This is a genomic window from Streptomyces sp. NPDC048516, from assembly GCF_043199875.1.
Classification (GTDB): domain Bacteria; phylum Actinomycetota; class Actinomycetes; order Streptomycetales; family Streptomycetaceae; genus Streptomyces.
On the sequence record NZ_JBICWS010000023.1, the window covers coordinates 34,074 to 59,606 of the forward strand.

Here is a 25,533-nt window from a genome sequence, read left to right on the forward strand (position 1 = left end):
GGGGTGATGGCGCATGCCTCTGTACGCCCATGTACGCCCTTCATCCCACGGGAGCACCCGGTCTCATGGCCACTTTCCTCTACAAACTCGGCCGCTTCGCCTTCCGGCGGCGCCGCTTCGTCGCCCTGATATGGGTGGCCCTGCTGGCAGTTGCCGGCGTCGGAGCCGCCACCGCCGCCGCACCCGCAGCCGACTCCTTCTCGATTCCCGGCACCGAGGCCCAGCGCGCCTTCGACCTCCTCGACCAGCGCTTCCCCGGCACGAACGCCGACGGCGCCACGGCCCGGGTGGTCTTCCGGGCCCCCGCGGGCGAGACGATGAAGGACCCGGCGAACAAGGCGGCCGTCGAACGGACCGTCCACGCCCTGCAGTCGGGCTCTTCACAGGTCGACCGGGTCACCGACCCGTACACCGCCAGGGCCCTCAGCGAGGACGGCCGCACCGCCTACGCCCAGGTCTCCTACAAGGTCACCGGTTTTGAACTGACCGACGCCTCCAAGGACGCCCTAGAGGACGCGGCCAAGGACGGCCGGAATGCCGGACTGACCGTCGAGACCGGTGGCAACGCCCTGCAGGCCATGCCCGAGACCGGTGCGACCGAGGTCATCGGCATCGCGATCTCCGCGGTGGTCCTCGTCATCACCTTCGGTGCGCTGATCGCGGCCGGACTGCCGCTGCTGACCGCGCTGATCGGGGTCGGCATCGGCGTCTCCACCATCACCGCGCTGAGCAGCACGCTCGACCTCTCCAGCACCACCTCGACGCTGGCCACGATGATCGGCCTCGCCGTCGGCATCGACTACGCCCTGTTCATCGTCTCCCGCTACCGCGCCGAGATCACCGAGGGCCGCGAGCGCGAGGAGGCCGCCGGACGCGCGGTGGGCACCGCGGGCTCGGCGGTCGTCTTCGCGGGGCTGACCGTGGTGATCGCGCTGGTCGGCCTCACCGTCGTCAACATCCCGATGCTGACGAAGATGGGCCTGGCCGCGGCCGGCACCGTCGTCATCGCCGTACTGATCGCGCTCACCCTCATCCCGGCGCTGCTGGGCTTCGCGGGGGCGCGGGTGCTGCCCCGTAAGGCGCGTAAGACGGATACGGACAGGACGGAGAAGGGGAAGGCGGCCGGCGCGGGGCGAAGCCGGTCCGGTGCCACCGGCGAGCGGCCCAACATGGGGACCCGCTGGGCGCGCTTCGTGCTGCGGCGTCCGGTCTCCGTGCTTCTCGCGGGCGTGGTCGGCCTCGGCGTCGTCGCGATCCCCGCGGCCTCACTGGAACTGGGCCTGCCGGACGACGGATCGCAGCCCACGCACACCACCCAGCGCAAGGCGTACGACCTGCTGTCGGACGGCTTCGGCCCGGGTTTCAACGGCCCGCTGATGCTGGTGGTCGACGGGCGGGGCGCGCACGGTGGGCAGACCACCAAGTCCGCTGCCGCGCGGGTCGCCAAGGAGGTCGGCAAGCTGGACGACGTCGCCGTCGTCACCCCGCCCACCTTCAACAAGGCCGGCGACACCGCGCTGTTGAACGTCGTCCCGAAGTCGAAGCCCAGCAGTACCGGGACCGAGGACCTGGTGCACGACATCCGGTCCACGGCGAACGGCATCGCCCGGGACACCGGGGCGAAGACCCTGGTCACCGGTACCACCGCGATGAATGTCGATGTCTCGCAGAAGCTGAACGACGCGCTGGTGCCCTATCTGGCGCTGGTCGTCGGCCTGGCCTTCCTGCTGCTGATGGTGGTCTTCCGCTCGGTGCTCGTCCCGCTCAAGGCGGCCCTGGGCTTCCTGCTCTCGGTGGTGGCGGCGCTCGGCGCGGTCGTCGCGGTCTTCCAATGGGGCTGGCTGGCCGACGTGTTCGGGGTCGAGCAGACCGGCCCGATCATGAGCATGATGCCGATCTTCATGGTGGGCGTGGTCTTCGGGCTGGCGATGGACTACGAGGTCTTCCTCGTCACGCGGATGCGCGAGGCCTTCGTCCACGGTGAGCGTCCTGGCGAGGCCGTGATCACCGGCTTCCGGCACGGCGCACGCGTGGTCACCGCCGCAGCGGTCATCATGATCAGCGTCTTCGCCGGCTTCATCGGCTCCTCCGACTCGATGATCAAGATGATCGGCTTCGGCCTCGCCATCGCCGTCTTCTTCGACGCCTTCCTCGTCCGCATGGCCCTCGTCCCCGCGGTCCTGGCGCTGCTGGGCCGCTCCGCCTGGTGGCTCCCGCGGTGGCTCCAGAGGCTGCTGCCGAACGTGGATGTCGAGGGGGAGGGGTTGCGTACGCAGCCCGGCGGCAGCGACAGCGGCGGCGGTTGCGGCACCGGCACCACCGAGGGGCCGGACGAGAGCGCAGCGCGCGAAGCGGTGCGCGTCTGACGGACCGCGTCTGACGGACCGCGCCGGGCCGGTGCGCAGCGCGCGGCCCGGCGCGGTCCTCGTCCCCCTCATTCGTGCGCATGTTCCCCTGGGTGAGGGGTGTGCAGGTGGGACCCGCTTTTGCGCTCGCCGTGGCCGTTTCGCATCATGGGCGCTCTTGCGAGTTATTTGCAGGAGACACCACCATTGGTGGGTTGCAGAGCCTGAAGCGGAAGAAGCCTGAGATGCACGTACCCGATGGATTCATCAATGCGCCGGTGTCGGCCGCGACCGGTGTGGTCGCCGCCGCCGCGGTCGCGGTCAGCCTGCGCGGCGCCCGGCGCGAGCTGGCGGGTGCGGGCGCGGGCGCTGTCGCGGGCGCGGAGCGCACGGCGCCGCTGGCCGGGCTGGTCGCGGCGTTCATCTTTGCCGTGCAGATGCTGAACTTCCCGGTCGCGGCGGGCACCAGCGGGCATCTGCTGGGCGGTGCGCTGGCGGCGATACTCGTCGGCCCGTACACCGGTGTGCTGTGTGTTTCCGTCGTGCTGCTGATGCAGGGCGTGCTGTTCGCCGACGGCGGGCTGACCGCGCTGGGCGTGAACATCACCGATATGGCGATCGTGACGACCGTGGTCGCCTACGCCCTGTTCCGCGGGCTGGTGAAGGTGCTGCCGCGGCGTCGCCGCTCGGTCACCGTGGCCTCGTTCGTCGCCGCGCTGCTGTCGGTGCCGGCGGCAGCGGTGGCCTTCACCGCAATCTATGCGCTCGGCGGGACCTCGGACGTGTCGATCGGCAAGGTGTTCACCGCCATGGTGGGCGTCCACGTCCTGATCGGGATCGGCGAGGCGGCGATCACCGCCCTGACGGTCGGCGCGGTGATCGCCGTACGTCCCGACCTGGTGTACGGCGCGCGTGGCCTGACCAAGCCGCTGGAGCTGCGGACCTCGCCGCTCGCCTCCCCGGCCGACGAGTCCGCCCCGGCCGACGAGCCCCGGGCCGCCGCAGCCGCCGCACCCGCCTCCGCCGCTCCCGCAGCCGCCGCCGCGACCTCCGCGGCCCCGCGCCGCTCCGCCCGCCGGGTCTGGCTGGCCGGCCTCGTCGCCGCCCTGGTGTGCGCGGGCGGCATCAGCTACTACGCCTCCGCCAGCCCCGACGGCCTGGAGAAGGTCGCCCACGACCAGGGCATCGACGCGAAGGCCAGGGATCACGCCGCCAAGGACTCCCCGCTCGCCGACTACAGCGTCAAGGACATCACCAACCCGCGCCTGGCCGGCGGCCTCGCCGGTGTGATCGGGGTCGGCGCGACGCTCGCCGTCGGCACCGGCGTGTTCGTCGTGCTCCGGCGCCGCAGGAACGCCGGCAGCGGCGAGCAGCCGGCCGCGGGCAGCGGGCGTTCGTCGGAGAGCGCCTGAGATGGGCGCCGGCCATGCGCACAAGCTGTACCGGCACGGACATTCACCGGTCCACGCCCTGCCGGCGCACTGCAAGATCGCCGCGGTCTTCTGCTTCGTGCTCGTCGTCGTCTCCACCCCGCGGGAGGCCACCTGGGCGTTCGGGCTCTATGCGCTGCTGATCGCGGCCGCCGCCGGGGCCGCCCGGATTCCGGCCGGGTTCCTGCTCAAGCGGCTGCTGATCGAGGTGCCGTTCGTCGCCTTCGCCCTGCTGATGCCGTTCGTCGCCGAGGGGCCGCGCGTCGCGGTCCTCGGGGTGAGCCTGAGCGAGTCGGGGCTGTGGGGCGCCTGGAACATCCTCGCCAAGGGGACCCTGGGCGTCGCCGCGTCCGTACTGCTCGCCGCCACCACCGAACTGCGCGAACTCCTGCTGGGCCTCCAGCGTCTGCGGATGCCCCCGCTGCTCGTCCAGATCGCCTCCTTCATGATCCGCTACGGCGACGTGATCACCGACGAGATGCGCCGGATGCGGATCGCCCGGCTCTCCCGCGGCTTCGAGGCGCGCGGCGTCCGCCACTGGGGCGTGCTCGCCAAGTCGGCCGGCGCGCTGTTCATCCGCTCCTACGAGCGCGGGGAGCGGGTCCACCTCGCCATGGTCAGCCGCGGCTACACCGGCACCATGCCCCAGGTCGGCGAGGCCACAGTCACCCGCGCACAATGGACGGGCGCGGCCGCCCTCCCCCTCGCCGCGCTCGCCGTCTGCCTCCTGGGATGGACCCTTTGAGCACCACCGCACCCGCCCCCTCCCTCGCCGTCTCCCGGCTCGCCTACGCCTACCCCGACGGCCACCAGGCGCTCTTCGGCGTGGACCTGACCGTCGGCCGCGGCGAGCGGGTCGCGCTGCTCGGGCCCAACGGCGCCGGCAAGACCACCCTCGTCCTGCACCTCAACGGCATCCTCGAAGCGGGCGCCGGCACCGTCGAGGTCGCCGGCCTCCCGGTCGCCAGGGAAAACCTCGCGGAGATCCGCCGCCGGGTCGGCATCGTCTTCCAGGACCCCGACGACCAGCTGTTCATGCCCACCGTCCGCGAGGACGTCGCCTTCGGTCCGGCCTCCTCGGGACTGCGCGGCGCCGAACTGGAGGAGCGGGTCACCGAAGCACTCGCCCGGGTCGGCATGGCGGACTTCGCCGACCGTCCGCCGCACCACCTCTCCTTCGGGCAGCGCCGCCGGGTCGCCGTCGCGACCGTGCTGGCGATGCGGCCGGAGATCCTGGTCCTCGACGAGCCGTCCTCCAACCTCGACCCCGCCTCCCGCCGTGAACTCGCCGACATCCTGCGGTCGTTGGACGTCACCGTCCTGATGGTCACGCACGACCTGCCGTACGCACTGGAGCTGTGCCCGCGGTCCGTCGTGCTCTCCGGCGGGGTGCTCGTGGCCGACGGGATCACCCAGAAGCTGCTGTGCGACGAGGAACTGATGCGCACCCACCGGCTGGAGCTGCCCTTCGGCTTCGACCCGCGGTCGGTCGACATCCCGCGGTGACCCGCCGCCGCCCGACGGCGCCCCTTCGCCGGCCCAACCCGGCCCGGCGAAGGCCCTTTCACCCCTCCGACGGTGACCCTTCGCCGCCCCGACCCCGGTGAGCCGCGGGCCCTGACGCACCCGTGTGACGAACGCCACGGGGTGCGGTCCTGGTCATCAGCACTGATCCGCGCGTTGCACCATGGATGGGTCACGAAAGCGACGGATGAGTGGGAAGCAGGAATCAGTGGTGGACGTCCAGGGCACGGTCGAGGACGGCTTCGAGCCGGTCCGGGACGCCTTCATGGCCAACTTCGACCGGCGCGGTGAGCGGGGCGCGGCGGTCGCCGTGTACCGGCACGGACGCAAGGTCGTCGACCTGTGGGGCGGCACCAAGGACGGGGACGCCGGCAAGCACGCGGCGGACGCGGCGCCCTGGGAGGCCGGCACGGCCCAGGTGATCCGGTCCGCGACCAAGGGCATCGCCGCCCTCGTACCGCTGCTGCTGCACCAGCGCGGACAGCTCGACCTCGATGCGCCGGTCGGCACGTACTGGCCCGAGTTCAAGGCCGCCGGCAAGGAACGCGTCCTCGTCCGCCATCTGCTCTCGCACCGCGCCGGGCTGCCGGCCCTGGACGCCCCGCTCACCCCCGGCCAGGCAATCGACGGCGTCAGCGGCCCCGCCGCGGTCGCCGCCCAGGCACCCCTCTGGGAGCCCGGCACCGACCACGGCTACCACGCGCAGACCTACAGCTGGCTGATCGGCGAGCTGGTGCTGCGGGTCACCGGCCGCAGCGTCGGCAGCTGGATCGCCGACGAGATAGCCGGGCCGCTCGGCCTCGATCTGTGGATCGGCCTGCCCGAGGCGGCGCGGTCCCGCGTCGGACGACTGGGCGCCGTCGGGGCACCGGCCCCGCCCGCCGCGACGGGCCTGCGGGTCCGCCCCAAGCCGTCCCTCGCCGACGCCTACGCCGACCCGGACTCGCTCACCAGCCGCGCCTTCGCCGCGATCACTCCGGCGCCCGACGAGAACGACCCGGCATACCGGGCCGCCGAGCTGCCCGCCTCCGCCGGCATCGCCACCGCCCGTTCGCTGGCCCGCTGTTACGCCGCGCTCATCGGGGGCGTCGACGGCCACCCCCGGCTCTTCGCGCCCGCGACGCTCACCCTCGCCCGGACCGAGGAGTCCGCGGGGCCCGACCGCACCCTCCTCGTCCCCACCCGCTTCGGGCTGGGCTTCATGCTCCACGGCCCCGCTTCGCCGCTCCTGGGCCCGAGTTCCTTCGGCCACCCCGGCCGCGGCGGCGCGCTCGCCTTCGCCGACCCCGAGAGCGGGGTCGCCTTCGGCTACGTCACGAACGGGATGCAGCGGAATGTGACGGCGGATCCGCGCCCCCAGGCGATGGTGAGAGCCGTTTCCCGCGTTGTCGGGTGATCCGCCCTGCCTCGTCCGTTGTTCCGCACCCCGGTGGGGAACAGGAGAAAGACCAAAGATCCCGAGCATCAGCCAGGCCACGACGCGGCCGAGCTTTGGGCTTTCAGCTCCTTCGCCCCCGCCTGAACCGCCCCGCAGAGGCGAGCCGCGGCCCCCGCCCAGACCCCACCCCCCGCCGGGTCCCCCTGCGCGAGGCGTTCCTGCCCCCGGCAGCACGGCAAGCGGCTACGGTCGGTCAGGCGCACGGGGAGGGAGCCCGATGAAGATGGTGATACCCGGTGGGACCGGTCAGGTGGGGACGATCCTGAGGCGTGCGCTGACCGCCGCGGGGCACGAGGTCGTCATCCTGACCAGGCGTCCGGTGCGGGCCGGGGAAGTGCAGTGGGACGGCGTGACGCAGGGCCCCTGGGCCGCGGCGGTCGACGGCAGCGACGTCGTGATCAATCTGGCCGGACGCAGCGTCAGTTGCCGCTACACCCCGGCCAACCTCCGGGCGATGATGGACTCGCGGGTGGACTCCGCCCGTGTCGTGGGGGAAGCGATCGCGTCCGCAGGCCGGCCGCCCCGTGTCTGGCTGCAGATGAGCACCGCCACCGTTTACGCCCACCGCTTCGACGCCCCGAACGACGAGGCGACCGGGGTGGTCGGCGGTGCGGAGGCAGGGGTCCCGGACTACTGGGCGTACAGCGTCGAGATCGCCAAGGCCTGGGAGCGTGCGCAGGAGGAGGCCGAGACCCCGGGCACCCGGAAGGTCGCGCTGCGCTCCGCCATGGTGATGAGCCCCGATCGCGGCGGCGTGTTCGACGTCCTGCTGCGGCTGGCGCGGCTCGGGCTCGGTGGCCCGGTCGCGGGCGGGGCGCAGTACGTGTCCTGGATCCATGACCGTGACTTCGTCCGCGCGGTCGAGTTCCTGGTCGACCGGAGCGACCTCGCCGGGCCGGTAAATCTCGCCGCCCCCGCCCCGCTGCCGCAGCGTGCATTCATGCGCGCGCTGCGGGCCGCCTGGGGCGTCCCGGTGGGCCTGCCGGCCACGAAGTGGATGGCCGCGCTGGGCGCGTTCGCGCTGCGCTCCGACACCGAACTCCTGCTCAAGAGCCGCCGTGTGGTGCCCGGCCGCCTGCTCGAAGCGGGATTCACCTTTGACCACGGGGAGTGGCGGGGCGCAGCGGACGACCTCGTGCGGCGGGTGCGCGGCGCACGGGCCGGCACCTGAGCCGTCCGCGGGGCGCCGCTCCCTCAGCCGGTGTGGAGCATCAGGCCGATGCCGATGACCATCAGGCCGGCCGCGGCGATCCGGGGGGCGCCGAAGCGTTCCTTGAAGAAGAGGGCGCCGATGGCGGCGCCCACGATGATGGACGATTCGCGCAGAGCGGCGATGGGGGCGAGGGGCGCGCGGGTCTGCGCCCACAGGACCAGGCCGTAGGCGAAGACGGAGAGCACACCGCCGGCCATGCCGCGCAGGGCCATGGGGCGCAGCTCGGTGAGGAGCTGACGGCGGCGGGTGGCGAGCGCGTAGGCGGGGATGACGATGCCTTCGAGGATCATCAGCCAGGCGATATAGCCCAGGGAGGTGCCGGAGGCGCGGACGCCCAGACCGTCGACGGTGGTGTAGGAGGCGATGGCCAGGCCGGTGGCGAGGGCGGCGAGGAGGGCCGGCCAGTGCGGCCTGGTGCCCGAACCGCGGATGCCCCAGAGGGCGACGCCCACCAGCCCGGCGGAGGCCAGGGCGACACCGGCCAGCCCCCAGCCGTTGGGGACCTCGTGGACGAAGACGGCGGCCAGGACCGTGACGACCAGGGGCGCGGTACCGCGGGCGATGGGGTACATCTGGCCGAAGTCGCCCAGGCGGAACGACTGCATGAGCAGGGCCTGGTAGACGATGTGCACCACGCTGGAGGCCAGGAGGTAGGGCCAGGCGCCGGCCGCGGGCAGCGGGGTGACGGCAGCCATGGCCAGGCCGCAGAGCGCACCGCCGCCGCCGACCAGGGTGAAGGCCAGGAGCTGGTCGCGTATGCCGTGGGCGATGGCGTTCCAGCTGGCGTGGGTGACGGCGGCCAGCAGGACCGCCGCGACGACGAGCGGGGTCATGCGGTGCGCTCGCGGACGTCGACGACCCGGCCGCCGGCGTACTCGATCAGGGCCGCGGGGGCGAGCGGGAAGACCGTGTGCGGGGTCCCGGCGGCGGCCCAGACCGTGTCGTGCGCCAGCAGGCCGCGGTCGGCCAGCACCCGGGTGCGGGTGCGGTGGCCGAAGGGCGGGACGCCGCCGATGGCGTAGCCGGTGGTCTCGCGGACGAGGGCGGCATCGGCGCGGCCGGCCTCGGCGGCGCCGAGTTCCGTGCGCACCCGCTCCATGTCGACGCGGGAGGCGCCGTCCATGAGCACCAGCACCGGCTGCCCGTCCACCGTGAAGACCAGCGACTTGACGATCTGGGCGAGCTCGCAGCCGATGGCCGCGGCGGCCTCGGCCGCGGTGCGGGTGGCCTCGGGGAAGCTGCGGACCTCCACGGTCAGGCCCAGTTCGGTGAGCGCCTCGGCGAAGCGGGGGTGAGCAGGTGCGTGCGTGGTTTCCGGGGTGGTGCCGGACCGGGAATCGCTCATGGCCCGCACGCTAGCGAAGGCGGTGCGGGCCATGCGAACGGAATCCGGACGATGAGATGAGGGGCCCGGGGCGGGCGCCTCGCCCGGTCAGCCGGCGGTGAGGATGGCGCGGACCAGCGGGCCCGCGTTGGAGCCGCCGTGGCCGCTTGCCGGGACGACGGCTGCCGCGGCGACATCGTCGCGGTAGGCGGAGAACCAGGCGTTGGGCTTCTTCTGGTTGTCGACCTCGGCGGAGCCGGTCTTGGCGCCGATGTCACCGTTGACCCCGGCCATCGCTTCGGCGGCCGTACCGGAGGTCGCCGTCAGCTTCATCAGCGACTTCAGTCCGCTGAGGGTGGACGGCTTCATCGTGCGGGGGGCCTTGGCGAGCGTCCGGTGGTCCAGCGACGGCGAGACGATGTACGGCTGGTGGAAGGAGCCGGCCCGGACCGTCGCGGAGAGCGAGGCGACATTGAGCGGGTTCATGCGCACCCCGCCCTGGCCGATCAGCGAGGCCGCCATCTGCGCGTCGCTCTGCACGGGCACCGCGCCGTCGAAGGTGGGGATGCCGGTCTGCCAGTTCAGGCCGATGCCGAAGACGTCCCTGGCCTCCTTGGTCAGATCGTCGTCGCTGAGGTCCTTGGCGTGCGAGATGAAGGCGTTGTTGCAGGACGCGGCGAAGCTCTGCGCGAAGGTGCCGTCCTTGATCTCGGACTTGTTGAGGTTCTGGAACTTCCAGCCGCCGACGGTCACGTACTTGGGGCACGGGTTCTTCTTGCCGGGCGAGGTCAGGCCCTTGTCCATCAGCATCGCCGACGTCACGATCTTCATGGTCGAGCCGGGGGCGAGGGACCCCTGGGTGGCCATGTTGAAACCCTTTTCGGGGGAGTTGGCGAGCGCCAGGATCTCGCCGGTGCTGGGCTTGACCGCGGCGGCGGAGGCGGACTTCTTGCCCTTGACCGCCCGCTCGGCCGCCGACTGCAGCTTGGCGTCCAGGGTGGTCTTGAGCGTGCCCGGGGTCCCCTTGGAGAGCACCTTCAGCGTCTTGTCGGGCAACTGGTCCGCGGGCTTGGCGCTCTTGGCGCGCTGGATGAACAGCTCCACCCCGGGCTTGCCGTCGGTCTTGTCGCCGTACTTGTCGCGCAGGCTGTCCAGCACCCCGGCCAGCGCCGGATGCGCCTCGGGGGTCAGCTCGGTGCCGTTGCGGTCCACGGCCTTGATCGGCGGCGCCTCGGCCTCGCCGGTCCGCAGCTGATCGCCCTTGGCCAGGCCCGGGTGCAGCATCGCCGGCTGCCAGGCGATCTGCGGCTTCCCGGTGGTCTTGTCGCGCTGCACGGTCGTGGCGCTGCGGTACGAGTAGGCCGCCTTGGTGCCCTTGTAGTCGATCTGCGCGGCGACGGAGTACGGCACCTTGTCGCCCGACGGCGTACCCGGCGTCAAGGACACCTTCGAGAACCGGGCCTGCTTGGCCAGGGCCTCCAGGGCGGCCTTGCACTTCTCCGGGTCGTCCGTCATCCCGGCCGCCTTGGCCGCGTCACCGGACTGCCAGGCGGTCAGGAAGCCCTGTGCCGTCGTGTGGACCTCCTTGGCCGACAGCGGGCCGGTCGCCACCTTCGGCCCCTTGTCACCCGCCTTGGCGTCCGCCGACCTGACCTCCTGCGGAGACTCGTCCGAGCCGCCGAACAGCGTGAAGCCGCCCACGACTCCCGCCACCAGGGCCACCGATCCGCCGATCAGCCCGTACTTCACCTCTCGGCGCATGCCACCGATTCCCTCCCAGAGCCTCGTCCTTGAATACGCACACAAGAACGTGCACCGCACTCTAAGGGACACGGGGAGGCGGTGAGTCTCGATCAGGGCACGGTCCGGTGACGCGCTGTTGTACAGCTGTTACAGAGTTGTCGAACTCCCGCGGGGCCGCCTCCGGTCGGCCGCGCCGCGCCGGACGGCTACACCCAGGTGTCGAACCACATCCGCTGGTGCCAGGCCGACTTGGGAATCGGCAAACCCGTATACAGGGGATAGAAGTAGATGAAATTCCACACGATCAGCAGAACCAGGACACCGGCACCGACCGCACCGATCGTGCGGCGCCGCTCGGTCGACCCCGGCGGTCCCACGAGCGCGCCGGTCATCATCGCCAGCGCCAGACACAGGAACGGGACGAACACCACCGCGTAGAAGAGGAAGATGGTCCGCTCCTGGTAGAGGAACCACGGCAGATAGCCGGCCGCGACCCCGCAGGCGATCGCCCCGGCCCGCCAGTCCCGCCGGAACAGCCAGCGGTAGAGGACATAGAGCAGCGCGAAGCAGGCCGCCCACCACAGCAGCGGGGTGCCCAGCGCCAGCACCTCGCGGGCGCAGCCCTCGGCCGCCGCGCAGCCGTCCTGTCCTGCTTTGGGGTCCTCGTAGAAGTACGAGACCGGGCGGCCCAGGATCAGCCAGCTCCACGGGTTGGACTGGTAGGCGTGCGGGGTGGTCAGTCCGGTGTGGAAGGCGTAGACCTCGGTCTGGTAGTGCCACAGGCTGCGCAGCCAGTCCGGCAGCCAGGTCCAGGCGCCCGCCCGGCCGTCCGGCGTGGTCGCCCAGTCGCGGTAGTAGCCGCCCTTGGTGGCGATCCAGCCCGACCACGACGCGAGATAGGTGGCGAGGGCGACGACGACGGTGGACCCGAAAGCGGGCAGGACGTCGCGCCGCACCGTCGAGCGGAACGGCCGCCGGGCGCCCGCCGTACGGCGCGCCGCGACATCCCACAGCACCGCCATCAGGGCGAACGCCGCGAGGTAGTAGAGGCCGTTCCACTTCGTCGCGGCGGACAGGCCCAGACACAGCCCGGCCGCGATCCGCCACGGCCGCCACCCCAGCCGCAGCCGGTCGCCGACCCCGCCGTCCGGGTGCGCCACGCCTGCGGAGTCGAGCGGCAGCGCCGCCGCCAGCCGGGCCCGGGTACGGTCCCGGTCCACCAGCAGGCAGCCGAACGCGGCCACCACCCAGAACATCACGAGCAGATCGAGCAGCGCGGTCCGGCTCATCACGAAGTGCAGACCGTCCACCGCCAGCAGGGCGCCCGCCAGACAGCCCAGCGCCGTCGACCGCATCAGCCGGCGGCCGATACGGCACAGCAGCAGCACCGAGAGGGTGCCGAGCAGCGCCACGGTGAACCGCCAGCCGAAGGGGTCCATCCCGAACGCCCACTCACCGAGCGCGATCAGCCACTTGCCCATCGGCGGGTGGACGACATACGAGTGCTCGGGCGAGAGCAGGATCTGCGGCGGATGCCCGACCAGCGCGGCATTGGCGTTCTTGGCCCAGGTGCCCTCGTAGCCGTACTGCAGCAGCGACCAGGCGTCCTTGGGGTAGTACGTCTCGTCGAATATCACCTTCCGCGGGCTGCCCAGGTTCCAGAACCGCAGCACCCCCGCGAACAGCGTCACCAGCAGCGGACCGGCCCAGCCCGACCACCTCGCCAGCCGGGCCGCGGCGTCCGGGCCCACGCCGAACACCGCCCACAGGCGACCGCTCGGCTCGGGGAAGGCGGGCACCAGCCGCGCGCGGACATCGCCCTGCGCGCGGACGGGATACCCGAAGCGGCGCAGCCGCCGCTGCCACACGGGGGGCTCTTTGGCCAGCTCCGGGGCGTGCTGCGCGGCGGCGTCGGTCGCGGTGGTGTCACTCGTCACCCGGCCCATCGTAGGGAAGCGGCCTGTGGACCGGTGGGCACGCCACCGGGGGACACCGGCAGATCGGGGCGCGGCGGCCTCCTGGGAGGATGGGGAGGTGACTGGAACGCTGGTACTTGCAGGGACGCCCATCGGGGAGATCGCGGACGCGCCGCCGCGGCTCGCCACCGAGCTGGCCGCCGCCGATGTGATCGCCGCCGAGGACACCCGGCGGCTGCGCCGGCTGACCCAGGCGCTCGACGTCCAGCCCACCGGGCGGATCGTGTCGTACTTCGAGGGCAACGAGGCGGCCAGGACGCCCGAGCTGGCCGACGCGCTGGCCGGCGGGGCACGGGTGCTGCTGGTCACCGACGCCGGCATGCCCTCCGTCTCCGACCCCGGCTACCGCCTGGTGGCCGCGGCGGTCGAGCGGGACATCAAGGTCACCGCCGTACCGGGCCCCAGCGCGGTACTCACCGCACTCGCCGTCTCCGGACTGCCGGTGGACCGCTTCTGCTTCGAGGGCTTCCTGCCCCGCAAGGGCGGCGAGCGGCGCTCCCGGCTGCGCGAGGTCGAAGGCGAGCGCCGCACCCTCGTCTACTTCGAGGCGCCGCACCGCCTGGACGACACCCTCGTCGCGATGGCCGAGATCTTCGGTGCCGACCGGCGCGCCGCGGTGTGCCGAGAGCTGACCAAGACGTACGAGGAGGTCAAGCGCGGGCCGCTGGGCGACCTCGCGCCCTGGGCGGCCGAGGGGGTGCGCGGCGAGATCACCATCGTCGTCGAGGGCGCCCCGGAGAGCGGACCGCAGGAGCTGGACGCCGACGAGCTGGTGCGCCGGGTGCGGGTCCGTGAGGAGGCCGGGGAGCGCCGCAAGGAGGCCATTGCCGCGGTCGCCGCGGACGCCGGGCTGCCCAAGCGGGAGGTCTTCGACGCGGTGGTCGCGGCGAAGAACGCCGAGAAGAGCACGGAGAAGGGCTCCGCGAAGGGCGCGGCGAAGGGCCCGGCGTAAAGCCCCGGGGAGAACGCCGCGCGGAACCCCGCGAGGGTTCCGGCGAAGGACCCCGCGAAGGACCCAGCGGAGAATTGATGCGCGGCGCCGGGCGAAAAGCGACTCATCAGAAGGTAAACGGCTGACCGGAAAGGTAAAGCGCAGGTCGGCGCGTTGAGGTGATTTTCCTACCGTCGGCCAAATCTGGGCCAATAGCGTCGGCTGGGGGCTGCGCAGGACGCGCCGAAGGCGTCCACTGGACGAGGGACGAACGGTTCCCGAAGACCTTGTCCAGCGGACAAGAGGAGCGCGCACATGAGCGAGATCGCGAAGACCACCGGCGTTTCGACCACCGGCGGAGATCACCCCGCCGCCCGTCCGGACGCCGCCGCGCACGAGGCCTATTCCTTCGCCTGCATGAGGTGCGGGCACGGCTGGGAGCAGGCGTACGAGATAGTCCACCAGGTCGACGGCAAGGGCGAGACGCATGTCGTCTACTACGCGGACGGCGAGCGGGTCCCGTCCCCGTTGACCTGCCCCACCTGCCTGAACTGCGGCAGCAACGTCGTACGCATCATGCGCTCCGGCCAGGTCTCGATGGTCTCGGACGCGATCGCGAGCATGCATCAGCGCCAGCACGGCAGCGAGCGTAAGAAGGCGCCGGCACCGGCGCCGGCATCGGCCCCGGCACCCTCCGCGACCGTCCCGGACCACGCCGGCAGCACCGCCGAGGACCCCGGACGCCACCACTGGCACCTCTCCGACCTGCTGCACCCCTTCCAGCACCACCGCAAGTGAGGCCCGTGCCGCGGCCCTCGTAGGATCGCGGCCATGGCACCGCAGGACAAGAACACCCCGCCGCCGCTGCCCGAGCCCCTTCGGGTGGCGGTCGCGGATTCGCACACCCACCTGGACATGCAGGACTGCACCGTCGAGGACGCGCTCGCCAAGGCCGCCTCCGTCGGCGTGACCACCGTCGTCCAGGTGGGCTGTGACCTGGCCGGTTCGCGCTGGGCCGCCGACACCGCGGCCGCGCACGACAGCGTGCACGCGACCGTCGCGCTGCACCCCAACGAGGCGCCGCGGATCGTGCTGGGCGATCCGGACGGCTGGTCGCGGCAGGGGGCCAGGCAGGCCGGCGGCGACAGGGCCCTGGACGCCGCGCTGGCGGAGATCGACGACATGGCCGCGCTGCCCCAGGTCCGCGGCGTCGGCGAGACCGGCCTGGACTACTTCCGTACGGGGCCCGAGGGCATGGCCGCCCAGGAGCGGTCCTTCCGCGCGCACATCGAGATCGCCAAGCGCCACGGCAAGGCCCTGGTCATCCACGACCGCGAGGCGCACGACGACGTGCTGCGCATCCTGCGCGAGGAGGGTGCCCCCGAACGGGTCGTCTTCCACTGCTACTCCGGTGACGCCGGGATGGCCGAGGTCTGCGCCGCGGCCGGCTACTTCATGTCCTTCGCCGGCAACGTCACCTTCAAGAACGCCCAGCCGCTGCGCGACGCCCTCGCCGTCGCCCCGCCCGAGCTGGTCCTCGTCGAGACCGACGCCCCCTTCCTGACCCCCGCCCCCTACCGCGGCCGGGCCAACGCCCCGTACCTCGTTCCGGTCACGCTGCGGGCGATGGCAGAGGTCAAGGCCATGACCGAGGACGCACTGGCCACCGCCGTCGCGGCGAACACCGCCCGCGCCTTCGGGTACTGACACGAGCCTTCGGGCACTGATCACGCGCATCCGAAGGCACCCCCGCGTGCCTTCGGATGCTGAACGGACGCCACCGTATTCCGCCGGCCGCCGACGGGCTGCCGCCCGGCCCCCGGCGGCCTTCCGCCCGGCCCCCGGCGGCTCTCCGGCACCACCGCGGACCGTCACCGAAACGCCCATGTGACCACGCTCCGTAGTGATCCGACTTTGGAGAGTCACCCGCACTCCGCTACATTCCGGCCGTCAACCGCATCCCGTGGCATGTGGAGCGCGCCGTGAGTCATTCGCAGAGCAGCCACCGCGCCGCGCGCGGCCGTCGTAGACGCCGCGCCGAGGGCCCCGAAGCGCTGCGCCGGCTGCTGCCGCAGGCCCTGGTCGTCGCCTTCCTCGCCGGTGGCACCACCGCCTTCGTCGTCCACGACAAGGCGGTCCGGCTCACCGTCGACGGCACCCCGCGCACTCTGCACACCTTCGCCGGCGACGTCGGCGATCTGCTCGCCGCCGAGCATCTCGACATCGGTGCCCACGACCTCGTCGCGCCCGCCCCCGGCACCGGGCTCAGCAGCGGTGACGAGATCGTCGTCCGGCACGGCCGCCCGGTCGTCCTGACCATCGACGGACAGCGCCGCCAGGTGTGGACCACCGCGGACACCGTCGCCGGCGCGCTCCACCAGCTCGGCGTACGGGCCGAGGGCGCCGTGCTGTCCGCCGACCGCTCCCGGCGCATCGAGCAGCACGGCATGGAGCTCGCGGTCCGCACCGAACGCTCGCTGGTCATCGTCGCCGACGGCCGGGAACACCGGGTGCGCACCAACGCCGCCACCGTCCGCGAGGCGCTGGCCGAGGCCGGCCTCGCACTGCGCGACCAGGACACCACCTCGGTGCCGCCGGACAGCTTCCCGCGCGAGGGCCAGACCATCTCCGTGATGCGGATCACCGGCTCCAAGGAGGTCCGCGAGGAGCGCCTGCCCTTCCGTACGATCCTGCGCGCCGACCCGCATCTGGCCCGCGGCGTCCAGTCGGTCGTCCAGCAGGGACGGCCCGGGGTGCGGCGGGTCACCTACCGGGTGCGCACCGTCAACGGCGTCCGGCAGAAGCCGAAGCGGCTGCACAGCAAGGTCGTGCACGCGCCCCGTCCGCAGATCGTGCACCTGGGCACCATGGTGCTGCCGGCCTCCGTGCGCGGCGCCGACCACCTCGCCTGGCATGCGCTGGCGCAGTGCGAGACGGGCGGCCGTCCGCACGCCGTCGACGCCTCGGGCACCTACGGCGGGCTCTACCAGTTCGACGTCCCCACCTGGCGGGCCCTCGGCGGCCGCGGCCGCCCGCAGGACGCCTCCTCCCGGGAACAGACCTTCCGGGCCAAGAAGCTCTACATCAGAAGGGGGGCGAGCCCGTGGCCGGTCTGCGGCCGTAAGCTTCACGGGTGAACGAGCGCAGCGAGGCTTTGGCATGACCAAGAGCACCACCGACGATTCCGGCCCCCTCCTGGGCGCCGCCGACATCCGCGAGCTGGCCGCCGCGCTGGGCGTCCGGCCCACCAAGCAGCGCGGCCAGAACTTCGTCATCGACGCCAATACGGTCCGCCGGATCGTGCGGACCGCCGAGGTCACGCCCGACGACGTCGTCGTCGAGATCGGTCCCGGCCTGGGCTCGCTGACCCTGGGGCTGCTGGAGGCCGCCGACCGGGTCATCGCCGTCGAGATCGACGAGGTGCTGGCGGCCGCGCTGCCGTCCACCGTCGCGGCCCGGATGCCCGAGCGCGCCGACCGCTTCGCGCTGGTGCACAGCGACGCCATGCACGTCACCGAGCTGCCCGGCCCCGCGCCCACCGCGCTGGTCGCCAACCTCCCGTACAACGTCGCCGTGCCGGTGCTGCTGCACATGCTCGCGGCCTTCCCCACCATCGACCGCACCCTGGTCATGGTGCAGTCCGAGGTCGCCGACCGGCTGGCCGCCCGCCCCGGCAACAAGGTCTACGGCGTGCCGTCGGTGAAGGCCAACTGGTACGCCGAGGTCAAGCGGGCCGGCGCCATCGGCCGCAATGTCTTCTGGCCCGCGCCCAACGTCGACTCGGGTCTCGTCTCCCTGGTCCGGCGCGAGAAGCCGATCGAGACGACCGCTTCCCGCGACGAGGTCTTCGCCGTCGTCGACGCCGCCTTCGCCCAGCGCCGCAAGACGCTGCGGGCCGCGCTGTCGGGCTGGGCCGGATCGGCCGCCGCCGCCGAGGCCGCGCTGGTCGCCGCGGGCGTCTCGCCGCAGGCCCGCGGCGAGGCGCTGACCGTCGAGGAGTTCGCGCGGATCGCCGAGCACAAGGGACCGGGCGGGGCGCCGGGCATCCGGCAATCACGGGGAGAGCGCGCCGCAGCCGGAGAACAGGCGTCAGGGGGAGAGCAGGCAGCAGGGGGAGAACAGACAGCAGGGGGAGAGCAGGCATGACGACCACCACCTCGGTCACCGTCCGGGTGCCGGCCAAGGTCAACGTCCAGCTGGCGGTGGGCGCCGCCCGCGCGGACGGGTTCCACGACCTGGCGAACGTCTTCCTCGCCGTCGGCCTCTACGACGAGGTCACCGCCACCCCGGCCGACACCCTCCGGATCACCGCCGAGGGCCACGACGTCGACCGCATCCCCCTGGACCGCACGAATCTGGCCGCCCGCGCCGCCGAACTCCTCGCCGCCCGCCACGGCATCGAGCCGAACGTCCACCTCCACATCACCAAGGACATCCCCGTCGCGGGCGGCATGGCGGGTGGCAGCGCGGACGCGGCCGGCGCCCTGCTGGCCTGTGACGCCCTCTGGTCCACCGGCTCCTCGCACGAAGAACTCCTGGCCATCTGCGCCGAGTTGGGCAGCGACGTCCCGTTCAGCCTGGTCGGCGGCGCCGCACTGGGCCGCGGCCGCGGCGAATTGCTGACCCCGCTCCCCGTCGGCGGCACCTTCCACTGGGTCTTCGCGGTCGCCGACGGCGGGCTGTCCACCCCGGCCGTCTACGGCGAGTTCGACCGCCTGACGGCGGGCACGGACGTACCGGAGCCGGAGGCGGCCCCTGAACTGCTGACGGCCTTGGAATCCGGCGACGCCACAGCCCTCGCCGGAGCCCTCACCAACGACCTGCAACCCGCGGCGCTGTCCCTGTGCCCGCCCCTGACCGCCACCCTGGAGGCGGGCACCGCGGCCGGCGCCCTGGCCGCCCTGGTCTCCGGCTCGGGACCGACGACCGCCTTCCTGGTCAAGGACGCAGACGCGGCCGGGCGGGTGGCCCAGGACCTGCTGGCGTCGGGGACCTGCCGCCAGGTACGGGTGGCGGATGCGCCGGCGGCGGGGGCGCGAGTTCTGTAGGCGGGGACGGTTCCCGGAACCGTCGTGGCAGCGAAAGCCCCGGACTGTATGCAGTCCGGGGCAGGGTGGGGTCGGCAGCCTGTGTGCAAGCTGGTGCCCTGCCGTCTTCGCTACGGCGGTGCGCTAGCCGTTTGACGGCGGGGTGGGCGGTGCAGGCGGGAACGAAGCGGGCGCCCCTGGCTGCTGCTGGTAGGTGCCGGGCGGGTAGGTGCCGGGCGCGCTGGGCTGCTGCTGGTAAGGAGCGGGCGGGTAGGTGCCCGGTGCGCTGGGCTGCTGCTGGTAGGGACCCGGAGGCTGCGGCACAAAACCACCGGGGAAGCCCGGCCCACCGGGACCGCCGTAACCGCCAGGACCACCCGGAGGCGGCCCATTACGGCGCTTCTTCTTCACGGTCACCGTGACAACAACCAAGATGACGATGAGGAGGACGACCACACCACCGGCGATGCTGACGATGGCGACCTTGTTGCCCTTGGGCTGGTACTCACCGCCGCTGGCCAGGCTCTTGGCCGGCACCGCGGGCGCGGCATCGCTGAGGGCGGGCAGCGGCCCGTTCTTCGAGCCTGTCGAGACCTTCCCGACGACGTGAGCTCCGAAAGACCTCAACGGCCGCTGGTCGTGCCTGATCTGGTCTGCTGAAGCAACCGACGCGGTGCCGAAGAGCAGTGCCCCCACCGCCATCGCGCCGCCCACCGCACGCAGCGTGCGCGTGAAGTTCATCCCCCTCGTACCTTCCTTGCACCGGTGAGGCCCAGGCCTCTTCGCCGGCCCCCGGTTGGTGCGGCCGTGTTCAACAGCCGCCTGACCTTCGTCATTGTGTCCGGCGCACGTCATGAGCGTCACATCATGTCAGCAGGCCGGCGGTCGGTGGATTGGCCTGCCGGGCGGACTCAGACGCCCGGCAGGTCGGTCGACTTGATGGCGGTGACGAAGGTCGACCAGGCGGCGGCCGGGAAGGCGATGGCGGGGCCGTGGGCATCCTTGGAGTCGCGGACGGGGACGAGGCCGGGGAGGCCGTCGACCACCTCGACGCAGTCGCCACCTGAGCCGTTGGTGTAGCTGCTCTTGCGCCAGATGGCTACGCTCAAGTCAACGTGGTTGCTTGCCATTTCGGCCTCCTCTGCCGCTGCCTCGATCCCTGCAGGGAGAAGCCTGCCCGGCCGTGGGGCGACAACGCGGCGTTGCCCGGTTGGCGTTCTCACGGGCGCCCATACCCCCGAGCTTTCGGGCGCCCGGGAGCATTCAGACGTTCGGCAGCCCGGTGCCCTTGACGGCGGTGACGAAGCTCGACCAGGCGGTGGCCGGGAAGACGAGCGCCGGGCCGTGGGGGTCCTTGGAGTCGCGGACGGGAACGATGCCGGGAAGGTCGTCGACCACCTCGACGCAGTCCCCGCCGTCGCCGTTGCTGTAGCTGCTCTTGCGCCAGGCGACCGTGCTCAAGTCAATGTGGCTGTTTGCCATTTCGATAATCCTCAGCCGCTTCGTCGATCATGGCGAGGGACGCCTTCGGCGGCAGCGCGGCGGCCCTGAGCCAATCGTATGCCTTGCGGTACTTCTGCACGAGAGCCGGATCATCGATCGTGTCACCGCTGTACTGCGACTCCAAGTAGGCCAGTGGCGGAGCATCCGCAAAGGTCATGATCTTGGCCAAGCCCACCACCATGAGGGGATGCGGTCCGCAGTTCCACGGAAGGATCTGTGGAACGATCCGGCGGCTCTGTGCCAGCGCTGAGATGTGGTCTAGCTGGTCAGCCGCAGCTTCCGGCGGAAGGATCGGGTGACGCAGCAGCGACTCGTGCAGGATCACCCAATACTCTGGGGTCTTGTGGTCGGCCTCGAACAGGCAGGCGCGGGCCATAGAGGCGTTGACCTTCTCGTCCACCTCTGCGTCGGACGCCAGTGGACGCGCGGCCTGCGCCACTGCTCGTGTGTACGGCTCGGTCCGCAACAAACCAGGAATGACGGTGGGGGACCACTCTTCGATGCTTGCGGCGTACTTCTCCGCCTCCAATACGCGCTCGAAGTACTCGGCGTGGCCGGTCCGTCGCGCCTTCCGTACGTCCTCGCAGCGCCGCGTGAAGAAGCCGTCTGTCTTGAGCACCTTGTCCACATGCTCGGCCAGTTCCGCCGGCATCCGCCGTTCACCGCGCTCGATCTCGCTGAGGTGGCTCGGGCCGTAGAAGCTGCCCTCGACCAGTTGCGAGAGCGTGAGCCCGGCCAACTCCCGCTGGTAGCGCAGCTCCGCGCCGTAAAAGGTGGGGACTCCCGCTGAGCCGTCAATGTCCTTGCGTCGTGCCACGGTTCACCGCCGTACGTGTAGCTGATTCCCAGTCGTTGCGGACGGGCCCCGGCGGTTCCCACATTTCCACCACGTCACACCACGCATTCCCCGGACCGCGACCGGGAGCCCAAACCCCTTTCACGCTACGCCGCGTCACATCATTCTGTGAGCGCTTCGTTACATTGCGCACAGGAAGGCGTACGACACATGCACAACGACCCGCACGACGAGGTGCACGCCAGCGTCGAAGAGCTGCGTACGGCACTCAAGGATCACGGCATCACGCTGCCCTCGCTCGGCGTTGATCTGCCCGGCTTCGCGGCCGTCTACGGCGTCCCGCTGGTCGCCCTCGGTAACTGCAACGCGACCACCGCACGCGCACTCACCGAAGTTCTCCGCAAGGCGGCCGCCCGTTGAACGGGACGCCGGGGCTCGTCCGGACAACCCTCGGAGCGCTGCTGAGCTGGTTACTTCCGGGGCGGGGAAGCCGTCGTACGACCACCACTGCCGGTGTGCTCGCTGCCTCGGCAGGGTCGCCGCTGGCTTCGGCCCGGCGGCGCCTCGTACGGGTCCGCCGGGTGCCGCCCGGCCTGTTGCCGCTGTGCGTTGAGGATGGCGGCCTTGTCCCTCCGTACGTCACCGTCCGGCCGGACGTCACTGCCGCGGAGGCACGGCAGCGTGCGGCTCAGGACGCCCGGCGCCGGGAGCTGGAGGAGTCCGTGCGCAGGCTCAACACCTGGTCGTCCGGTGGGGGCGGGCGCCGCTGAGGCGCCATGGGCGTGCGGGGGGCGGAGGGCTACGCCGAGCCCCCGGCCGCCTCGGCCAGCACCCTGGCGACCAACCGGCCCGCGCGTACGGCGTGTTCGGCGGTCGTCGGGACGCAGCGGTCCACCGCCGGGTCGTACGCGGTCATGATCACGCCCGCGTGGTCGGTGTCCGGCTCCTGCAGCGTCACCGTCCGGTCCACCTGGTCCGCCCCGTCCGCCTGGGGCACGCGATCCGCTCGCTCCACCCCATCCGCCCGCTCCGCCCGCTCCGCCCGACCCGCCGCCCGCAGTGCCTCGGCGAGGTCGCGGGACCAGTGGGAGTTCAAGACGGCGTCGCGGCTGCCGTGGACGAGGCGGACCGGGACGCCCGGGACCCGGCCCTCGGCGAGATCGGCCAGCGGCGCGGTCCCGGTGGTCCGCGCCGGCAGGTCGTAGCGGCCCGCCAGGCCCACCACCGCCCTCGGCCGCCACCCCTCCACGATCTCGGGCCGCAGTGCGACCCCCAGCGCGGTCCCGGCCCCCGCCGACCACCCGGCCAGCACGAACGACTCTCCGTCGCCGCCCAGCCCGCCCGCTTCTCCGCGCACGAAGGCCAGTGACTCCAGCAGGTGCGCCCGGCCCCCGTCCGCGGCGTCCGAGCGCCAGTCCGGTACGAGCACCAGCAGCCCGAGCGCCGCCGCGGTACGCGCCAGCGGTTCGAGCACATCCCGCTCATCGGGACCGATGCCGTGCCAGAGCAGCACGGTCGGCGCGGGGGCGGCGGGCCCGGTCTTCCCGGTCTTCCCCGTCTCCCCGGTCTCCCCAGAGGCCGAGGCGTCCCCGGCCGGCCCTCCCGCCCCCGCCGGACGATAGACGTCCAGCCGCTTCCCGCTCGGGCCGTAGACCAGCCCACGTACCGTCTCCACTGCCGTGCCGTCCGTGCTGTCCGTACTGGTGCCTACGGCGCCTGCCGTGCCCGCCGTACTTGCCGCGCCTGTCATCCCCGCCACGCCTGTCATCCCCGCCGCGCCCGTCATGCCCATGTCCCGTGCCATGACGGCACGTTACAACGGGGGCCGCGGCGCCTCAGGCGCCCACGATGGCCAGCGACACCACCCAGGCCAGGGCCGGCGGAAACGGGGCCGCCAGAAGGCAGACCCGGCCGGCCGTGCCCCTGCTGCCCATGCCCATCACGGCCAGGAGGGCGGCCACGAAGGCGGCGATGACCGGCAGATTACCGACGACCTGCTGGGCACCCACGGAGCAGATCGTGCGGGCGTCACCTTCGTTGCAGCCGTCGCTCGCCATCACCAGAAACGGCGCGAACAGCCCGGTCATCCCGGCGAACGCCAGCACCAGCAGGCCGCCGACGATGCGGCCCGCGGCGGAGCCGGTCACCGACGGTGTGGCGTCGGGCACGCTGCTGCTGGGGGCGGCCGGAGCCTGATCGTTGATCATGCGGCTCACGCTAGATCGGCCTCCCGCCCCGGCCATCCGTACGGATACTCATCTCCCGGCGGTCCTCCTCCCCACGCCGACTAGGCTGGGAAGGTCGATCGATCTGAAGTGCAGGAGCGGAATGGCCACGAACCTCGTCAATCTGGAAGCTGTCGGCAAGGTGTACGGAACCCGTGCGCTGCTCGACGGTGTCTCGCTCGGCGTCAACGAGGGGGACCGGATCGGCGTCGTCGGGCGCAATGGCGACGGCAAGACCACCCTGATCCGGATCCTCGCCAAGCTGGAGAGCGCGGACGACGGCCGGGTCACCCACAACGGTGGGCTGCGTCTTGGTGTCCTCACCCAGCACGACTCCCTCGACCCGGCCGCCACCATCCGGCACGAGGTCATCGGCGACCTCGCCGACCACGAGTGGGCCGGCAACGCCAAGATCCGCGACGTGCTCACCGGCCTCTTCGGTGACCTGCACCTGCCGGGCTTCACCCAGGGCCTGGACACCGTCATCGGCCCGCTCTCCGGCGGTGAGCGCCGCCGCATCGCGCTCGCCAAGCTGCTGATCGCCGAACAGGACCTGATCGTCCTCGACGAGCCCACCAACCACCTCGACGTCGAGGGCATCTCCTGGCTCGCCCGCCACCTGCGCGTCCGCCGCTCCGCCCTCGTCGTGGTCACCCACGACCGCTGGTTCCTCGACCAGGTCTGCACGCGGATGTGGGACGTCCAGCGCGGCGACGTCCACGAGTACGAGGGCGGCTACAGCGACTACGTCTTCGCCCGCGCCGAGCGCGAGCGGATCGCCGCCACCGAAGAGGTCAAGCGGCAGAACCTGATGCGCAAGGAGCTGGCCTGGCTGCGGCGGGGCGCCCCGGCCCGTACGAGCAAGCCCCGCTTCCGCATCGAGGCCGCGAACGAACTGATCGCGGACGTCCCGCCGCCCCGCGACAACGCCGAGCTGATGAAGTTCGCCAGCTCCCGCCTCGGCAAGACCGTCTTCGAGCTGGAGGACGTCAGCGTCCAGGCCGGGCCGAAGGTCCTCCTCAAGCACCTGACCTGGCAGCTGGGCCCGGGCGACCGGATCGGCCTGGTCGGCGTCAACGGCGCCGGCAAGACCTCGCTGCTGCGGGCGCTGGCGGAGGCGGCCCGTACGCAGGGCGAGGCGCAGCCGGCCGGCGGCAAGATCGTCGTCGGCAAGACCGTTAAGCTGGCCTACCTCTCCCAGGAGGTCGGCGAACTCCCCCCGGCGCTGCGGGTGCTGGAGGCCGTCCAGCAGGTGCGCGAGCGCGTCGACCTGGGCAAGGGCCGTGAAATGACCGCCGGCCAGCTCTGCGAGAAGTTCGGCTTCACCAAGGAGAAGCAGTGGACCCCGGTCGGCGACCTCTCCGGCGGTGAGCGCCGCCGCCTCCAGATCCTCCGCCTCCTGATGGACGAGCCCAACGTCCTCTTCCTCGACGAGCCGACGAACGACCTCGACATCGAGACCCTGACCCAGCTGGAAGATGTCCTCGACAGCTGGCCCGGCTCCCTCATCGTCATCAGCCACGACCGCTACTTCATCGAGCGCACCACCGACCGCGTCCACGCCCTCCTGGGCGACGCCACGCTCCGGATGCTCCCCCGCGGTCTGGACGAGTACCTGGAACGCCGCCAGCAGGTCATCGACGCCGCCACCCCGGCCCCCGCACAGCAGACCGCGACAGCCCCCAAGAAGGCCGCTGCCGTCAACCGCGCCGCCCAGAAGGAACTCCAGAAGATCGAGCGCCAGTTGGACAAGCTCGTCGACAAGGAGACCAAGCTCCACGCCCAAATCGCCGAAAACGCCACCGACTTCGAAAAGGTCGCCGGCCTCGACGCCCAACTCCGCGAACTGACCGCGGAGAAGGATGAGCTGGAGATGCGGTGGTTGGAACTGGCGGAGGAGGCGTAGAAGGGGAGCGGCGCGAAGGCGCGCCCCTGGAGCACCGCCGCCGGTCATCGCAGGGGAGGGATCTCGCAACGCCTCCTGGCCAACTTGACCGTCACCGGCCAGGTCTGGGCCGGAGGGAAGCTGCTTGCAGGAGACTTCGTTGGTCAGCTGTG

Annotated in this window: 24 protein-coding genes; 14 read left to right on the forward strand and 10 right to left on the reverse strand. The window is 72.0% G+C overall.

The genetic code is table 11. The annotated features are described in order from the left end of the window. Positions 1-65 precede the first annotated feature (65 nt). The 6 genes from ACGFR7_RS32190 (at position 66) to ACGFR7_RS32215 (ending at position 7,908) form a co-directional block, all read left to right on the forward strand. Entirely contained in the window at positions 66-2,366 is a 2,301-nt protein-coding gene (locus ACGFR7_RS32190) for an MMPL family transporter (RefSeq protein WP_393325988.1), read from the forward strand. Between the two features lie 224 nt (positions 2,367-2,590). Further along, a complete protein-coding gene (locus tag ACGFR7_RS32195) occupies positions 2,591-3,757 on the forward strand; it encodes an energy-coupling factor ABC transporter permease (RefSeq protein ID WP_393325991.1) in 1,167 nt (388 codons plus the stop codon). 1 nt (position 3,758) lies between these two features. Beyond that, entirely contained in the window at positions 3,759-4,520 is a 762-nt protein-coding gene (cbiQ, locus tag ACGFR7_RS32200; RefSeq protein WP_393325993.1) for a cobalt ECF transporter T component CbiQ, read from the forward strand. Beyond that, entirely contained in the window at positions 4,508-5,281 is a 774-nt protein-coding gene (locus ACGFR7_RS32205; RefSeq protein ID WP_393325996.1) for an energy-coupling factor ABC transporter ATP-binding protein, read from the forward strand. Before cbiQ ends, ACGFR7_RS32205 begins: the two co-directional genes overlap by 13 nt. A 205-nt stretch (positions 5,282-5,486) precedes the next feature. Then, a complete protein-coding gene (locus tag ACGFR7_RS32210; RefSeq protein ID WP_393325999.1) occupies positions 5,487-6,695 on the forward strand; it encodes a serine hydrolase domain-containing protein in 1,209 nt (402 codons plus the stop codon). A gap of 259 nt (positions 6,696-6,954) precedes the next feature. Continuing rightward, positions 6,955-7,908, forward strand: a complete 954-nt coding sequence (locus tag ACGFR7_RS32215; protein WP_393326001.1) for a TIGR01777 family oxidoreductase — start codon at positions 6,955-6,957, stop codon at positions 7,906-7,908. Positions 7,909-7,931: 23 nt separating this feature from the next. Here ACGFR7_RS32215 and ACGFR7_RS32220 read toward each other — a convergent pair whose 3' ends face one another. The 4 genes from ACGFR7_RS32220 to ACGFR7_RS32235 all read right to left on the reverse strand — a co-directional run bounded on the left by ACGFR7_RS32220 (position 7,932) and on the right by ACGFR7_RS32235 (position 12,963). Next, the gene (locus tag ACGFR7_RS32220) at positions 7,932-8,783 is read right to left on the reverse strand and encodes an EamA family transporter (RefSeq protein ID WP_393326004.1); all 852 of its coding nucleotides are present in this window, start codon (positions 8,781-8,783) and stop codon (positions 7,932-7,934) included. Next, positions 8,780-9,295 carry a YbaK/EbsC family protein gene (locus tag ACGFR7_RS32225; protein WP_393326007.1) on the reverse strand — a complete coding sequence of 172 codons (516 nt, stop codon included), beginning with the start codon at positions 9,293-9,295 and terminating at the stop codon, positions 8,780-8,782. The genes ACGFR7_RS32220 and ACGFR7_RS32225 overlap by 4 nt, the downstream gene beginning before the upstream one ends. A gap of 87 nt (positions 9,296-9,382) precedes the next feature. Further along, positions 9,383-11,035, reverse strand: a complete 1,653-nt coding sequence (locus ACGFR7_RS32230; protein ID WP_393326009.1) for a penicillin-binding transpeptidase domain-containing protein — start codon at positions 11,033-11,035, stop codon at positions 9,383-9,385. 188 nt (positions 11,036-11,223) lie between these two features. Then, on the reverse strand, positions 11,224-12,963 hold the full coding sequence (locus ACGFR7_RS32235) for a dolichyl-phosphate-mannose--protein mannosyltransferase (RefSeq protein WP_393326012.1): 1,740 nt from the start codon (positions 12,961-12,963) through the stop codon (positions 11,224-11,226). An 88-nt stretch (positions 12,964-13,051) separates the two neighbouring features. On the opposite strand from ACGFR7_RS32235, the gene rsmI reads away from it, so the two are divergent. The 6 genes from rsmI (at position 13,052) to ACGFR7_RS32265 (ending at position 18,972) form a co-directional block, all read left to right on the forward strand. Further along, complete coding sequence (rsmI, locus tag ACGFR7_RS32240; protein ID WP_393326014.1) at positions 13,052-13,945, forward strand: 16S rRNA (cytidine(1402)-2'-O)-methyltransferase; 894 nt, start codon at positions 13,052-13,054, stop codon at positions 13,943-13,945. Positions 13,946-14,239: 294 nt separating this feature from the next. After that, positions 14,240-14,722, forward strand: a complete 483-nt coding sequence (locus ACGFR7_RS32245; protein WP_393326017.1) for a hypothetical protein — start codon at positions 14,240-14,242, stop codon at positions 14,720-14,722. A 33-nt stretch (positions 14,723-14,755) separates the two neighbouring features. Beyond that, positions 14,756-15,631, forward strand: coding sequence for a TatD family hydrolase (locus ACGFR7_RS32250; RefSeq protein WP_393326020.1), 876 nt, complete (start codon positions 14,756-14,758; stop codon positions 15,629-15,631). A gap of 275 nt (positions 15,632-15,906) precedes the next feature. Further along, a complete protein-coding gene (locus ACGFR7_RS32255; protein ID WP_393326022.1) occupies positions 15,907-17,061 on the forward strand; it encodes a ubiquitin-like domain-containing protein in 1,155 nt (384 codons plus the stop codon). 22 nt (positions 17,062-17,083) lie between these two features. Next, complete coding sequence (rsmA, locus tag ACGFR7_RS32260; RefSeq protein ID WP_393326024.1) at positions 17,084-18,070, forward strand: 16S rRNA (adenine(1518)-N(6)/adenine(1519)-N(6))-dimethyltransferase RsmA; 987 nt, start codon at positions 17,084-17,086, stop codon at positions 18,068-18,070. Beyond that, the gene (locus ACGFR7_RS32265) at positions 18,067-18,972 is read left to right on the forward strand and encodes a 4-(cytidine 5'-diphospho)-2-C-methyl-D-erythritol kinase (protein ID WP_393326026.1); all 906 of its coding nucleotides are present in this window, start codon (positions 18,067-18,069) and stop codon (positions 18,970-18,972) included. The genes rsmA and ACGFR7_RS32265 overlap by 4 nt, the downstream gene beginning before the upstream one ends. A 123-nt stretch (positions 18,973-19,095) precedes the next feature. Here ACGFR7_RS32265 and ACGFR7_RS32270 read toward each other — a convergent pair whose 3' ends face one another. The 4 genes from ACGFR7_RS32270 to ACGFR7_RS32285 all read right to left on the reverse strand — a co-directional run bounded on the left by ACGFR7_RS32270 (position 19,096) and on the right by ACGFR7_RS32285 (position 21,271). Then, positions 19,096-19,692: a hypothetical protein gene (locus ACGFR7_RS32270; RefSeq protein WP_393326028.1), complete on the reverse strand. Its 597-nt coding sequence runs from the start codon at positions 19,690-19,692 to the stop codon at positions 19,096-19,098. Between the two features lie 170 nt (positions 19,693-19,862). Beyond that, positions 19,863-20,081 carry a DUF397 domain-containing protein gene (locus ACGFR7_RS32275; RefSeq protein ID WP_393326031.1) on the reverse strand — a complete coding sequence of 73 codons (219 nt, stop codon included), beginning with the start codon at positions 20,079-20,081 and terminating at the stop codon, positions 19,863-19,865. Positions 20,082-20,214: 133 nt separating this feature from the next. Next, positions 20,215-20,433: a DUF397 domain-containing protein gene (locus ACGFR7_RS32280; protein ID WP_393326034.1), complete on the reverse strand. Its 219-nt coding sequence runs from the start codon at positions 20,431-20,433 to the stop codon at positions 20,215-20,217. After that, positions 20,414-21,271 (reverse strand): helix-turn-helix domain-containing protein, encoded by an 858-nt coding sequence (locus ACGFR7_RS32285; RefSeq protein WP_393326037.1) that lies wholly within the window; start codon positions 21,269-21,271, stop codon positions 20,414-20,416. The genes ACGFR7_RS32280 and ACGFR7_RS32285 overlap by 20 nt, the downstream gene beginning before the upstream one ends. 189 nt (positions 21,272-21,460) lie before the next feature. Here ACGFR7_RS32285 and ACGFR7_RS32290 point away from each other — a divergent pair, with 189 nt between their 5' ends. Then, positions 21,461-21,670 carry a hypothetical protein gene (locus ACGFR7_RS32290; RefSeq protein WP_393326039.1) on the forward strand — a complete coding sequence of 70 codons (210 nt, stop codon included), beginning with the start codon at positions 21,461-21,463 and terminating at the stop codon, positions 21,668-21,670. Between the two features lie 379 nt (positions 21,671-22,049). Here ACGFR7_RS32290 and ACGFR7_RS32295 read toward each other — a convergent pair whose 3' ends face one another. Both ACGFR7_RS32295 and ACGFR7_RS32300 read right to left on the reverse strand, forming a co-directional pair. Continuing rightward, a complete protein-coding gene (locus tag ACGFR7_RS32295) occupies positions 22,050-23,054 on the reverse strand; it encodes an alpha/beta hydrolase (RefSeq protein WP_393326042.1) in 1,005 nt (334 codons plus the stop codon). A 31-nt stretch (positions 23,055-23,085) separates the two neighbouring features. Beyond that, positions 23,086-23,457 (reverse strand): hypothetical protein, encoded by a 372-nt coding sequence (locus ACGFR7_RS32300; protein WP_393326044.1) that lies wholly within the window; start codon positions 23,455-23,457, stop codon positions 23,086-23,088. A 121-nt stretch (positions 23,458-23,578) separates the two neighbouring features. Between ACGFR7_RS32300 and ACGFR7_RS32305 the strand changes: the two genes are divergently transcribed. Then, positions 23,579-25,381, forward strand: coding sequence for an ABC-F family ATP-binding cassette domain-containing protein (locus tag ACGFR7_RS32305; RefSeq protein WP_393326046.1), 1,803 nt, complete (start codon positions 23,579-23,581; stop codon positions 25,379-25,381). Positions 25,382-25,533: the final 152 nt, after the last annotated feature.

Bases quoted from the DNA above. Each gene is read 5' to 3' on its own strand.
- ACGFR7_RS32190 (WP_393325988.1), top strand. From the start codon at position 66: ATGGCCACTTTCCTCTACAAACTCGGCCGCTTCGCCTTCCGGCGGCGC.
- ACGFR7_RS32195 (WP_393325991.1), top strand. From the start codon at position 2,591: ATGCACGTACCCGATGGATTCATCAATGCGCCGGTGTCGGCCGCGACC.
- cbiQ (WP_393325993.1), top strand. From the start codon at position 3,759: ATGGGCGCCGGCCATGCGCACAAGCTGTACCGGCACGGACATTCACCG.
- ACGFR7_RS32205 (WP_393325996.1), top strand. From the start codon at position 4,508: ATGGACCCTTTGAGCACCACCGCACCCGCCCCCTCCCTCGCCGTCTCC.
- ACGFR7_RS32210 (WP_393325999.1), top strand. From the start codon at position 5,487: ATGAGTGGGAAGCAGGAATCAGTGGTGGACGTCCAGGGCACGGTCGAG.
- ACGFR7_RS32215 (WP_393326001.1), top strand. From the start codon at position 6,955: ATGAAGATGGTGATACCCGGTGGGACCGGTCAGGTGGGGACGATCCTG.
- ACGFR7_RS32220 (WP_393326004.1), bottom strand. From the start codon at position 8,783: ATGACCCCGCTCGTCGTCGCGGCGGTCCTGCTGGCCGCCGTCACCCAC.
- ACGFR7_RS32225 (WP_393326007.1), bottom strand. From the start codon at position 9,295: ATGAGCGATTCCCGGTCCGGCACCACCCCGGAAACCACGCACGCACCT.
- ACGFR7_RS32230 (WP_393326009.1), bottom strand. From the start codon at position 11,035: ATGCGCCGAGAGGTGAAGTACGGGCTGATCGGCGGATCGGTGGCCCTG.
- ACGFR7_RS32235 (WP_393326012.1), bottom strand. From the start codon at position 12,963: ATGGGCCGGGTGACGAGTGACACCACCGCGACCGACGCCGCCGCGCAG.
- ACGFR7_RS32245 (WP_393326017.1), top strand. From the start codon at position 14,240: ATGAGCGAGATCGCGAAGACCACCGGCGTTTCGACCACCGGCGGAGAT.
- ACGFR7_RS32250 (WP_393326020.1), top strand. From the start codon at position 14,756: ATGGCACCGCAGGACAAGAACACCCCGCCGCCGCTGCCCGAGCCCCTT.
- rsmA (WP_393326024.1), top strand. From the start codon at position 17,084: ATGACCAAGAGCACCACCGACGATTCCGGCCCCCTCCTGGGCGCCGCC.
- ACGFR7_RS32265 (WP_393326026.1), top strand. From the start codon at position 18,067: ATGACGACCACCACCTCGGTCACCGTCCGGGTGCCGGCCAAGGTCAAC.
- ACGFR7_RS32270 (WP_393326028.1), bottom strand. From the start codon at position 19,692: ATGAACTTCACGCGCACGCTGCGTGCGGTGGGCGGCGCGATGGCGGTG.
- ACGFR7_RS32275 (WP_393326031.1), bottom strand. From the start codon at position 20,081: ATGGCAAGCAACCACGTTGACTTGAGCGTAGCCATCTGGCGCAAGAGC.
- ACGFR7_RS32280 (WP_393326034.1), bottom strand. From the start codon at position 20,433: ATGGCAAACAGCCACATTGACTTGAGCACGGTCGCCTGGCGCAAGAGC.
- ACGFR7_RS32290 (WP_393326039.1), top strand. From the start codon at position 21,461: ATGCACAACGACCCGCACGACGAGGTGCACGCCAGCGTCGAAGAGCTG.
- ACGFR7_RS32295 (WP_393326042.1), bottom strand. From the start codon at position 23,054: ATGGCACGGGACATGGGCATGACGGGCGCGGCGGGGATGACAGGCGTG.
- ACGFR7_RS32300 (WP_393326044.1), bottom strand. From the start codon at position 23,457: ATGATCAACGATCAGGCTCCGGCCGCCCCCAGCAGCAGCGTGCCCGAC.
- ACGFR7_RS32305 (WP_393326046.1), top strand. From the start codon at position 23,579: ATGGCCACGAACCTCGTCAATCTGGAAGCTGTCGGCAAGGTGTACGGA.